This window comes from Rahnella ecdela, from assembly GCF_019049625.1.
Taxonomy (GTDB): Bacteria; Pseudomonadota; Gammaproteobacteria; order Enterobacterales; family Enterobacteriaceae; genus Rahnella; species Rahnella ecdela.
The window spans coordinates 183333-195704 of sequence record NZ_JAFMOY010000131.1; the positions used below are offsets into that span (position 1 = coordinate 183333).

Below are 12372 nucleotides of genomic sequence, written 5' to 3' on the forward strand. Positions count from 1 at the left end.
AATTTAAAAAGTAAAAATAATCGTTAAATAATTCGCTCATTAGAGGTTTTTTATAAAAAAATAACTTAGAAATGGGCAAACGCATCCGAACAATAATAAAAAAGTGTGTTCATGGATGCCCAAAAGAAAGGATAGAAATTATGATGTTAAAAATGGGTTTAGTAAAATGGTACAACCAGGCTAAAGGCTATGGTTTTATTTGCCCGCTTGATGGTACTTCTGAAATTTATGTTCAGCGCACGGCCATCGCCAATACTAAAAATAAATCACTCAGTGCTGGTCAGAAGGTAGAGTTCACAACCTATCGCAGCGTAGCACATGGCCCTTCAGCGGCAGATGTGATTGCATTCTGAGTCTGGTTTAGTCGTTCACCGTTGAGCTGAATTTTACGCTCCGGAAAAAATATGCTATCGGTATCCACAGTTTATTCGCTGCCTTGGATACCGATATGTCTCACCCGGTTATATCTCTCGCTTCAGCCCGCACTCTCCATTTATCTGCGCAAAATTTGCTAACACCCCTTACCCGAAAACCGTCCGCTGCCGATGTGACACAGGCCATTCATGACATGGGATTACTGCAAATCGACACCATAAGCGTGGTAGCCCGCAGCCCTTATCTGGTTCTCTTCAGCCGCCTCGGTAGCTATTCTCCGCAATGGCTGGAAGAAGCGCTTGCCGCCGGAAAAATATTTGAATATTGGGCGCATGAAGCCTGTTTTATTCCCAGTGAAGATTACGGATTGTTACGCCACCGGATGCTGGATCCACAGGGAATGGGATGGAAGTTTTCTCAGGCCTGGTTTGATGAGCATGAATCGGATATTCAGGCACTGCTGGGACATATTGCCGAAAACGGCCCCGTGCGTTCGGCCGATTTCACAGCAGATAAGAAATCTGCCAGTGGCTGGTGGGACTGGAAGCCGCATAAAAAACATCTGGAGACGTTATTCACCTCGGGAAAACTGATGGTGTCTGAACGGCGTAATTTCCACCGTGTCTACGATCTGACTGAGCGGGTGATGCCTGGCTGGGATGATGCCAGACAGACTCTTAAACAAAACGCGGCACAATTCCAGATGCTGCGACGGTCGGCGCAGTATCTCGGTATATTCAAACCGGAATGGCTGGCGGACTATTACCGCCTTAAGCGTGTGAATACTAAAGCTGTGATTGCACAGTTACTGGCGGAAGGAGAAATCACAGCGGTTGAAGTCACAGGACTTGAAGGAATTTTTTACGTTCATCAGAAACAGTATTCTCTGTTGCAACAGGCAACTGAATCACGAATCAGCTCAACTGTCACCACGCTGCTTTCGCCTTTTGATCCCGTAGTGTGGGATCGCAAACGCGCGTCGGTGCTGTTCAACTTCGAATACCGGATCGAGTGTTATACGCCGGAAGCAAAACGCCTGTATGGCTATTTCACGCTTCCTGTATTGCAGCGGGGTGAACTGATTGGCCGGGTAGATGCCAAAATGCACCGTAAAGAAAAAATTCTGGAAGTGAAAAGTTTGCATCTTGAACCGCAGGTCACAATGACAGCGCGTCGCGCACAGGATGTTCACGGTGCGATTACGCGGTTTGCGCAGTGGCAAGAGGCTGAAAGGGTAGTGACGGGAAATGTGCCTGAAACACTTATAGCGCGCTGGGGGACGGACTGGCAGGTCTGATGTCACAAATGTCATCCCGCAGTCAGGATCCCGTAAAATGAAACGGCTGCGTCAGGCAGCCGTTATTTCACGATGATTGCAGGTTTGACTTCAGTATTAGTGACTGAAATTAGCGAACATTGCGATGATTTTGTTAATGGTTTTCATTTTAGTGCTCTTATGTGGGGTTGATAGTGTGACTTGCATCACAAAAAAATTGTACTCCCACTAAATCTGCAACGCAATCATTCGCTGGTGAAATTTTTCAGTTACATCGAATTAACCTTTTAGGGGTATCCGCAGGTGAAGTGAGGATTAACGGGTGACGGGCGTTATGCTATCCTCTGGAACCGCTGTCTTGTGTTTTCCAATGTTTTTTTGCGTTACACCTTACTGAAAATGCGGTGTATTCGCCTCCGGGAGGAACTTATGGATCATCGTTTACTTGAAATCGTTGCGTGCCCAGTCTGCAACGGCAAGCTCTACTTTAATAAAGAATCACAGGAACTGGTGTGTAAGGCAGACAGCCTGGCTTATCCGGTTCGTGACGGTATCCCGGTCCTTTTAGAAAATGAAGCCCGTCCGCTTTCTGTTGATGAGACGCACCCATGAGTTTTATTGCAATTATTCCTGCCCGTTTTGGGTCAAGCCGTTTACCTGGCAAGCCGCTGGCGGATATTAACGGCAAACCGATGGTTGTGCATGTAATGGAGCGTGCCCTTGAGTCTGGGGCGAAAAGAGTGATTGTTGCGACAGATCACCCCGATGTGGCGAAAGCCGTGGAAGCAGCCGGTGGCGAAGTCTGTCTGACCCGTCCTGACCATGAGTCCGGCACTGAGCGTCTGGCTGAAGTGATTGAATTGTGCCAGTTTGCTGATGACGAGATTATCGTGAACGTGCAGGGTGACGAGCCATTGATCCCGCCGGTGATTATCCGTCAGGTGGCAGACAATCTGGCAAAAAGCGAAGCAGGTATGGCGACGCTTGCCGTACCAATCGAAACGGCGGAAGAAGCGTTCAACCCGAATGCCGTAAAAGTTGTCCGCGATGCAAGGGGCTATGCTCTGTATTTCTCACGCGCGACTATTCCCTGGGAACGTGAGCGTTTCGCCGTTTCGAAAGAAACCGTAGGGGATACTTTCCTTCGCCACATAGGTATTTATGCCTACCGTGCAGGGTTTATCCGCCAGTATGTGAAATGGGAACCGAGCCAGCTTGAGCATATCGAACTGCTCGAACAGCTGCGGGTACTGTGGTACGGTGAAAAAATCCACGTTGATGTGGCGAAAGCTATTCCGTCCGTGGGTGTGGATACGGCAGAAGATTTAGAACGCGTGCGCGCGATCCTGAGCCATTCATAAAAACCACGCGCCAAAAATAATAAGACGGGATGTCACGGCATTCCGTTCCTTCATTTCAAACTTTCCCTGCGTTTTGCGCGACATCTTCCTTTTTCTGCCCTCATTATCCGGTTTTTGTTTGATCTGAAACGGGGTAATCCGTCACTGAAGCTTTCATCATAAACGTTAACTTTTTCGTCACTGCGAATACGTTATGGAACAGCTAAAAGCCGAATTGAGCATCGTGTTGGGCGAGCGTTTGTCCCGACTGGAATGTGTAAGTGAGCAGCCTTATGCCCATCTGTTTTCCCTTTATGATGAGCAGGGCTATGCCATGCCTCTGCTGGCGAAAAGTTTTATCTGTCAGGGTATCGCCGGACAGGAAGCCTATAAATTGTCAATGCTGGCGAGAGAGGGCGTGGTACGGTTTCCGACGGTTTATGGCATGGTCACCACGCATCAGAAACCTTATCAGGAAATCCTGTTAATCGAGCGCTTGCGCGGTGTTTCAGCGGAAGCTCCTACGCGCACGCCGGAACGGTGGAAAATATTACAGGAGCAAATTGTCGAAGCGATGCTGGCCTGGCACCGCATCGACAGCCATGGCTGCGTCGGGTCTGTCGACAGCACACAGGAAAATAGTTGGGAAAACTGGTATCCGCAAAGAATCGAAGTGCTGTGGTCGACGTTAACAAATTTACAGGCACCCGAGCTTACGCCAGAAGACCGCACGCTGCTTTTCCGTTCCCGTGCCAGCATTCCCGCGCTGTTTGAAGATTTTGATGACAAGCCGGTACTGGTTCACGGCAATCTGTCGTTACGCAGTATGCTAAAAGATCCGCGCAGCGATCAGCTGCTGGCGATGATCAACCCAGGGCCGGTTTTATGGGCACCGCGTGAGTTTGATTTGTTCCGCCTGTGGGAAAAAGGGATGAGCGAGCAGTTGCTGTTCGGCTATTTGCAAAAAGCACCGGTTTCGGAAAACTTCCTTGCCCGCCGCTGGATGTATCTGGTGTGGGAGTCTGTTGCTCATATGATCCACACCGGCAAACTTGACAGGCGCCAGTTTGATTTTGCACGGCAACAGCTGCTGCCGTGGCTGAACTGAGCTGACGTTAACTACGTCGTTGCGGGCGCGGGCAGTGTTATCCACTGCCACAAGCGCCCAAGCGTTTCGTACCATGCCCGTTCGCTGTGCGATAAGAACAGCGCCTGCGGCAGGGCCCGTTCCCACGGATTAAGCGGTGAGTCGATCGCAAGCTGATTCGCCGGGGCCGGGATCGGATGCAATCCCTGCTGCCGGAAGAACACCATCGCCCGTGGCAGATGATTTGCTGATGTCACCAGCACGAAAGGCTGTCCGGCGATCAGCGCTTTCACTTCCTGCGCTTCCTGATGTGTATCCTTGGGTTTATCGAGCAGGATAATATCGCTTTCGGGCACCCCCAGACTCTGCGCGACCTTTCCGGCCACAGCGGCACTGCTGACCGGATTCGTCATCGCCTGTGCCCCGGTGAATATCATTTTCGAACCGGGATTCGCGCGGTAAATCCGGATACCTTCCGTCACCCGTGGCAGGCTGTTACTGATGAGATTAGAACTTGGCGCCCAGTCCGGGTTATAGGTATAACCGCCTCCCAAAACCACCACATAGTTCACGGGCGTATGCCCCGGTATCTGATAAGTCGTATAACCGGATTCTATTGGGCGTAAAAGACTGTCCGCCACCGGCTGCACGCTCAGCAGCAGTAACAGCAGCCAACTCAGTAAAAAAAGCACTTTTCCGGTTTTTTGCCAGCGGGTTATCCATAGCAACACCAGTGCCATCGCCATGATGACCAGAATAAAGGGCAGCGGTAATAACAGACCGCCGAAGGTCTTTTTTAGGATAAATAACATCAGAAAGCGGTCCTTTTGGGTGAAAAAACGACATCCGGGCATGAATCCGCGTCAGGATGATTTATTCTATGCCAGCCTGTGCCAAGATAGCAGGTCGCGCAGATAAACCCTTTAACAGAATGCACCATCAGGAACAGGTATCTCTTCATGCAGGATCGTAACTTCGACGATATGGCGGAAAAGTTTTCACGCAATATCTACGGCACAACTAAGGGACGTATCCGTCAGGCTGTGCTGGGTCAGGATCTGCAGGAATTGTTACAAACACTGCCTCAGCGTCCATTGCGTATTCTCGACGCGGGCGGCGGTGAAGGACAAATGGCCTGTGAACTTGCTGCTTTAGGACATCAGGTCTTGTTGTGCGATCTCTCCGGTGAGATGATCCGACGCGCCGAGGCGGCTGCGGTGGAAAAAGGTGTGAGCGGGAACATGCAATTTGTACAATGTCCGGCTCAGCACATCGCAGAACATTTGGAACAGCCGGTTGATCTGATATTGTTCCATGCGGTCATTGAATGGCTGGCTGAACCTCGCCAGGCGCTTGCTGCGCTGGTCGATTGTCTGGCTCCGGGTGGCGCATTATCGCTGATGTTTTACAATATTCACGGTCTGGTCATGCGGCATATGATCCTCGGCAATTTCGGTCATGTCGAAGCGGGTGTGCCAAAAATCAAAAAAAGCTCCCTGTTACCCGATCATCCGCTGGAACCTGCGCAGGTATATCAGTGGCTGGAAGAACTGGGAATGCAGATAAGCGGCAAGACCGGTGTTAGAGTGTTCCACGATTATTTGCGAAACAGACAACAACATAAGCAGGATTTTGACGAGCTTTTGGCGCTGGAGCAGCGTTATTGCCGTCAGGAACCTTTTGTTAGTTTGGGACGTTACATCCATGTGATGGCGCACAAACCCATTCTGAAGGACGAATTATGAGTGAATTTTCCCAGACTGTACCCGAACTGGTCGCCTGGGCACGGAAAAATGATTTCTCAATTTCACTGCCAACGGAGCGGCTGGCTTTTCTTCTGGCGATTGCCACGTTAAACAGCGAGCGCCTTGACGGGGAAATGAGTGAGGGTGAACTGGTCGATGCGTTTCGTCACGTCAGCAAAGGATTTGAGCAGACTAATGAAACCATTACCGTACGTGCCAATAACGCCATCAATGACATGGTGCGTCAGCGCTTGCTCAACCGTTTTGTCAGTGAAATGGCGGATGGTAATGCCATTTATCGCCTGACCCCGCTGGCAATTGGCATTTCAGATTATTACATCCGCCAGCGTGAATTTTCCACGTTGCGGTTGTCTATGCAGTTGTCGATTGTTGCACAGGAACTTAAACGTGCTGCTGATGCGGCCGAAGAGGGCGGCGATGATTTCCACTGGCATCGCAACGTGTACGCGCCTCTTAAATATTCCGTTGCTGAGATTTTTGACAGCATCGACATGACCCAGCGCATCATGGACGAACAGCAGCAGGGTGTGAAAGACGACATCGCCGCACTGCTGAATAAAGACTGGCGCGCGGCCATTTCCAGCTGTGAAATCCTCCTGTCAGAAACCTCCGGCACGCTGCGTGAATTACAAGATACGCTCGAAGCGGCGGGTAACCTGTTGCAGGCACATCTGATGCGCATTCAGGACGCCACGATGGTTGAACTTGATTTGAGTTTCGTCGACAAACTGGTGTTCGACTTACAGAACAAACTCGACCGCATTACCAGCTGGGGTCAGCAGGCCATTGACCTGTGGATTGGCTATGACCGCCATGTACATAAATTTATCCGTACTGCGATCGACATGGATAAAAACAGGGTGTTTGCGCAACGTCTGCGTCAGTCGGTGCAAAACTACTTTGACCAGCCGTGGACGCTGACCTTTGCTAATGCCGACCGTTTGCTTGATATGCGGGACGAAGAGCTGGCACTGCGCAGCGAAGAAGTGACCGGCGAACTTCCGCCAGATCTCGAGTTTGAAGAATTTAACGAAATCCGCGAACAACTTGCGGCATTGATTGAACAGGCATTACAAGTTTATCAGCAACAAAAAACGCCGCTCAATCTGGGCATGGTAATGCGTGAATACCTTAAGCAGTATCCGCGTGCCCGACACTTTGATGTCGCGCGAATTGTGGTCGACCAGGCGGTACGCCTCGGTGTGGCTGAAGCAGATTTTTCAGGGTTGCACGCCGAATGGCAGGCAATCAATGATTACGGAGCCAAGGTGCAGGCCCATGTCATCGACAAATATTGAACACATAATGCCAGCTAAGCTGGCGCAGGCACTGGCGAACTCAGTGTTTCCTGCTCTCGACAGCCAGCTGCGTTCTGGCCGTCATATCGGCATTGATGAACTGGATAACCACGCTTTCCTGATGGACTATCAGGAAGAAATGGAACTGTTTTACAGCCGCTACAGCGTGGAATTAATCCGGGCACCGGAAGGTTTCTTCTATCTTCGCCCGCGTTCCACCACGCTTATCCCGCGATCCGTGCTTTCTGAGCTGGACATGATGGTCGGGAAAATTCTCTGCTATCTGTATCTCAGCCCCGAACGTCTGGCGCATGAAGGGATCTTTACCCAGCAGGAACTGTATGACGAATTGCTGAGTCTGGCCGACGAAAGCAAATTATTGAAATACGTCAACCAGCGCTCAACCGGCTCTGATTTAGATCGCCAGAAGTTGCAGGACAAAGTCCGCACTTCCCTGAACCGCCTGCGCCGTCTGGGGATGGTGTACTTCATGGGCGTCGACAGCACTAAATTCCGTATTACTGAAGCCGTATTTCGTTTTGGTGCGGATGTTCGCAGCGGCGATGATGCGCGCGAAGCTCAGTTGCGTATGATCCGCGACGGTGAAGCGATGCCGGTCGACAGCGCGTTATCATTGAACGACGAGAGTGAAGACGGCGAGCCGCTGGCAGGGCAGCAAGGGCATGAAAGCGCAGAGGATGAACAGGAATGATTGAACGCGGTAAATTTCGCTCACTGACGCTGGTTAACTGGAACGGCTTCTTCGCCCGGACATTTGACCTCGACTCACTGGTCACCACGCTTTCCGGCGGTAACGGGGCGGGTAAATCCACCACCATGGCCGCCTTTGTTACGGCGCTGATCCCCGACCTGACGTTGCTGCATTTTCGTAATACCACCGAAGCGGGCGCAACCTCCGGCTCACGTGACAAAGGTCTGCACGGTAAATTGCGCGCAGGGGTCTGTTACTCGGTTCTGGATGTCGTCAACTCGCGCCACCAGCGCATCGTTGTGGGTGTTCGTCTGCAACAAGTTGCCGGTCGTGACCGTAAAGTCGACATCAAGCCTTTCACCATTCAGGGCTTGCCGGTGGCAGTAAACCCGACGGAAATGCTGACGGAAACCGTGGGTGAACGTCAGGCGCGTGTGTTGCCTTTGCATGAATTGAAAGAGCGCGTTGAAGCAATGGAAGGCGTGCAGTTCAAGCAGTTCAACTCAATTACCGATTACCATGCGCTGATGTTCGATCTGGGTGTGATCCCGCGTCGTCTGCGTTCAGCGTCTGATCGTAGTAAATTCTACCGCCTGATCGAAGCCTCGTTGTACGGCGGTATCTCCAGCGCGATTACCCGCTCCCTGCGCGACTATTTGCTGCCGGAAAACAGCGGTGTGCGTAAAGCGTTCCAGGACATGGAAGCGGCGCTGCGTGAAAACCGTATGACGCTGGAAGCGATCCGCGTTACGCAATCTGACCGTGACCTGTTTAAGCATCTGATTTCTGAAGCGACGTCTTACGTTGCCGCCGACTATATGCGCCACGCCAACGAGCGCCGTATTCATCTCGATAGTGCGCTGGTGCTGCGTAATGATTTGCTGACCAGTCGCAAACAGCTTTCCAGCGAGCAATATCGTCATGTTGAAATGGCGCGTGAACTGGCTGAGCAAAGCGGTTCGCAAAGTGATCTGGAAACCGATTATCAGGCTGCCAGTGACCATCTGAGTCTGGTTCAGACCGCGATGCGTCAGCAGGAAAAAATCGAGCGTTACGAAAGTGATCTTGAAGAACTGACGTACCGTCTGGAAGAGCAGAACGAAGTCGTCGCGGAAGCCAGCGAGCAGCACGCAGAACACGAAGCGCGTGCGGAAGCGGCTGAGCTGGAAGTAGATGAGCTGAAAAGTCAGCTGGCTGATTACCAGCAGGCGCTGGATGTTCAGCAAACCCGTGCGATCCAATATCAGCAAGCCTTACAGGCCATTGAGCGCGCGCGCGATTTGTGTCAGATCCCTGATCTGAGCATTCAGAACAGTGAAGAATGGCTCGAAACGTTCCAGAGCAAAGAACAGGAAGCCACTGAAATTCTGCTGATGCTGGAACAGAAAATGAGCGTCGCGTCTGCCGCTCATAATCAGTTCGAAAATGCGTATCAGCTGGTGGTGAAAATCGCCGGTGAAGTCAGTCGTAGCGAAGCCTGGCAAACAGCGCGTGAATTACTACGCGACTGGTCTTCTCAGCAACATCAGGCGGAGCGCGTTGAACCGCTGCGCATGCGTTTGTCCGAGCTGGAGGGCCGTCTGCGTGAACAGCAGGACGCCGAGCGTCAGTTGCAGGAATTTTGCAAACGCACCGGTCAGGACGTGCATCCGGAAGATCTGGACGAAATGCAGCGTGAGCTGGAAGTCCAGATTGAAGAATTACAAGTCGTTGTATCGCAGGCCGGTGAACGTCGCATGGAAATGCGTCAGGAACTTGAGCAGGTTCAGTCGCGTATTCGTGAACTGACTGCCCGTGCGCCGGTCTGGCTGGCCGCGCAGGAAGCCCTCAGCCAGCTGAGCGAGCAAAGTAAAGAACCGCTGGAAAGCAGCCAGCAGGTTACCGAATACATGCAGCAGTTGCTGGAAACGGAACGCGAAACCACGGTTGAGCGCGACGAAGTCTCTGCCCGCAAACGTCGCATTGAAGGCCAGATCTCCCGCCTCAGCCAGCCAAGTGGCGCGGAAGATCCCCGTATGATCGCGCTGGCCGAACGCTTTGGTGGCGTGCTGTTGTCTGAAATTTACGATGATGTCACCATCGACGATGCGCCTTACTTCTCCGCGTTGTATGGCCCGTCACGCCACGCGATTGTCGTGCCTGATTTGTCACTGATCCGCGATCAGCTCGACGGTCTGGATGATTGTCCGGAAGATCTCTATCTGATCGAAGGGGATCCGCAGTCATTCGATGACAACGTGTTTGAAGTGGAAGAAATGCAGGGCGCAGTGCTGGTCAAAACCGGTGACCGTCAGTGGCGTTATTCCCACTTCCCGCAGGTGCCGTTATTTGGTCGTGCGGCGCGTGAAAATCGTCTCGAAACTTTGCATAAAGAACGCGAGAATCTTTCCGAACGCTACGCGACGCTGTCGTTTGACGTGCAGAAAATTCAACGTGCACATCAGGCATTTAGCCGTTTCATCGGCAGCCATCTGGCCGTTGCGTTTGATGCCGATCCCGAAGCTGATATCCGCACACTGAGCGGACGTCGTGGCGAACTGGACCGTGCTATCAATGCTCACGAAGGCCAGAATCAGCAGCAGCGTCAGCAATACGAGCAGGCGAAAGACGCTATCGGCATGCTCAATAAATTGCAGCCGCGTGTTGGTTTATTGTGCGACGAAACGCTGATTGACCGTGTGGAAGAAATCCGTGAAGAAATGGAAGAGGCGCAGGATTCTGCCCGTTTCATTCAGCAACACGGTGTTTCACTGGCTAAGCTGGAACCGCTGGTGTCGGTATTGCAAAGTGATCCGGAGCAGCACGAGCAACTGAAAGAGGATTACGCACAGGCGCAGCATTCACAGCGTCTGGCGAAACAGCAGGCATTTGCCCTGACCGAAGTGGTTCAGCGTCGTGCGCACTTCAGCTATACCGACTCTGCCGGTATGCTGAACGAAAACAGCGACCTGAATGACAAACTGCGTCAGCGTCTGGAACATGCGGAAGCGGAACGTACGCGTGCCCGTGAGCAGATGCGTCAGCATCAGACTCAGCTGACTCAGTACAGTCAGGTTCTGGCCTCGCTGAAAAGTTCGTTCGATGCCAAACGCGATATGCTCAAGGAACTGAGCCAGGAATTGCAGGATATCGGCGTTCAGGCTGATCCAAACGCCGAAGCGCGTGCCAAAACCCGTCGTGATGAGCTGCACTCCGCGCTCAGCACTAACCGCGCCCGTTGCAACCAGTTGGAAAAACAGATCACTTTCTGTGAAGCAGAAATGGATAATCTGCAGAAAAAACTGCGTAAGCTTGAGCGCGATTATCATCAGAGCCGTGAGCAGGTGGTGTCCTCGAAAGCAGGCTGGTGTGCGGTCATGCGTCTGGTGAAAGATAACGGCGTTGAACGCCGTCTGCACCGCCGCGAGCTGGCTTACATGGATGGAGACGAACTGCGTTCGATGTCGGATAAAGCGTTGGGTGCGCTGCGCCTGGCGGTGTCGGATAACGAACATCTGCGCGACGTGCTGCGTCTTTCAGAAGATCCAAAACGTCCGGAACGTAAAATCCAGTTCTACATCGCCGTGTATCAGCATCTGCGCGAACGTATACGTCAGGATATCATCCGCACTGACGATCCGGTCGAAGCCATCGAACAGATGGAAATCGAGCTGGGACGTCTGACTGAAGAACTGACCGCCCGCGAGCAGCAACTGGCTATCAGTTCGAAAAGTGTGGCCAATATCATCCGCAAAACCATTCAGCGTGAGCAAAACCGTATCCGCCAGCTGAACCAGGGGCTACAGGCTGTGGCGTTTGGTCAGGTGAAAAGTGTGCGTCTGAACGTGAATGTGCGTGAAGCCCATGCGGGCTTGCTGGATGTGCTTTCTGAACAGCAGGAACAGCATCAGGACTTGTTCAGCAGTAACCGTCTGACCTTCTCAGAAGCGCTGGCGAAACTGTATCAGCGTCTGAATCCGCAAATTGATATGGGGCAGCGTACGCCACAAACCATCGGTGAAGAACTGCTGGATTACCGTAACTACCTGGAAATGGAAGTGGAAGTCAACCGTGGTTCAGACGGCTGGCTGCGCGCGGAAAGCGGCGCGCTGTCGACCGGTGAAGCGATCGGTACCGGTATGTCGATTCTGGTGATGGTTGTTCAGAGCTGGGAAGATGAGTCGAGCCGTATGCGTGGTAAAGATATTTCGCCATGCCGACTGTTGTTCCTTGATGAAGCCGCGCGTCTGGATGCCAAATCCATAGCCACGCTGTTTGAACTGTGTGACCGTCTTGAAATGCAGCTGATCATCGCTGCGCCAGAAAACATCAGCCCGGAAAAAGGGACGACGTATAAACTTGTGCGTAAAGTGTTTGGCAATAATGAACATGTGCATGTGGTGGGTTTACGCGGTTTTGCCGCAGAACTTCCCGCACTGGCCAATACTGAAGCTGACGTTTCCTGATTATTTTACAATATGATCATGCCCCGGCTTATGTCGGGGCTTTTTTTTGTCTTTTTCCCCGATATTTTCGTTG

At 52.0% G+C, this 12372-nt stretch carries 10 protein-coding genes; 9 read left to right on the top strand and 1 reads right to left on the bottom strand.

From position 1 onward, the window contains the following. The first annotated feature begins 140 nt into the window (after nucleotides 1-140). The 5 genes from J1784_RS19500 to J1784_RS19520 all read left to right on the top strand — a co-directional run bounded on the left by J1784_RS19500 (nucleotide 141) and on the right by J1784_RS19520 (nucleotide 4099). Nucleotides 141-353, top strand: coding sequence for a cold-shock protein (locus tag J1784_RS19500; protein ID WP_120130813.1), 213 nt, complete (start codon nucleotides 141-143; stop codon nucleotides 351-353). Nucleotides 354-448: 95 nt separating this feature from the next. Beyond that, entirely contained in the window at nucleotides 449-1672 is a 1224-nt protein-coding gene (locus J1784_RS19505; protein ID WP_217150561.1) for a winged helix-turn-helix domain-containing protein, read from the top strand. Between the two features lie 408 nt (nucleotides 1673-2080). Continuing rightward, nucleotides 2081-2263 (top strand): Trm112 family protein, encoded by a 183-nt coding sequence (locus J1784_RS19510; RefSeq protein WP_056771818.1) that lies wholly within the window; start codon nucleotides 2081-2083, stop codon nucleotides 2261-2263. After that, nucleotides 2260-3012: a 3-deoxy-manno-octulosonate cytidylyltransferase gene (gene kdsB / locus J1784_RS19515; protein ID WP_217150562.1), complete on the top strand. Its 753-nt coding sequence runs from the start codon at nucleotides 2260-2262 to the stop codon at nucleotides 3010-3012. The genes J1784_RS19510 and kdsB overlap by 4 nt, the downstream gene beginning before the upstream one ends. Before the next feature lie 193 nt (nucleotides 3013-3205). Continuing rightward, nucleotides 3206-4099 carry a YcbJ family phosphotransferase gene (locus tag J1784_RS19520; protein WP_217150563.1) on the top strand — a complete coding sequence of 298 codons (894 nt, stop codon included), beginning with the start codon at nucleotides 3206-3208 and terminating at the stop codon, nucleotides 4097-4099. Nucleotides 4100-4110: 11 nt separating this feature from the next. On the opposite strand, the gene elyC is transcribed toward J1784_RS19520, so the two are convergent. Continuing rightward, a complete protein-coding gene (elyC, locus tag J1784_RS19525) occupies nucleotides 4111-4890 on the bottom strand; it encodes an envelope biogenesis factor ElyC (protein ID WP_217150564.1) in 780 nt (259 codons plus the stop codon). Between the two features lie 147 nt (nucleotides 4891-5037). Here elyC and cmoM point away from each other — a divergent pair, with 147 nt between their 5' ends. The 4 genes from cmoM to mukB are packed head-to-tail and all read left to right on the top strand — an operon-like array spanning nucleotide 5038 to nucleotide 12299. Continuing rightward, nucleotides 5038-5823, top strand: a complete 786-nt coding sequence (gene cmoM / locus J1784_RS19530) for a tRNA uridine 5-oxyacetic acid(34) methyltransferase CmoM (protein WP_132965315.1) — start codon at nucleotides 5038-5040, stop codon at nucleotides 5821-5823. Then, entirely contained in the window at nucleotides 5820-7142 is a 1323-nt protein-coding gene (mukF, locus tag J1784_RS19535; RefSeq protein WP_112287358.1) for a chromosome partition protein MukF, read from the top strand. The genes cmoM and mukF overlap by 4 nt, the downstream gene beginning before the upstream one ends. Continuing rightward, nucleotides 7123-7854 carry a chromosome partition protein MukE gene (gene mukE / locus J1784_RS19540; protein WP_217150565.1) on the top strand — a complete coding sequence of 244 codons (732 nt, stop codon included), beginning with the start codon at nucleotides 7123-7125 and terminating at the stop codon, nucleotides 7852-7854. Before mukF ends, mukE begins: the two co-directional genes overlap by 20 nt. Beyond that, on the top strand, nucleotides 7851-12299 hold the full coding sequence (mukB, locus tag J1784_RS19545) for a chromosome partition protein MukB (RefSeq protein ID WP_217150566.1): 4449 nt from the start codon (nucleotides 7851-7853) through the stop codon (nucleotides 12297-12299). Before mukE ends, mukB begins: the two co-directional genes overlap by 4 nt. The last annotated feature ends 73 nt before the right edge of the window (nucleotides 12300-12372 follow it).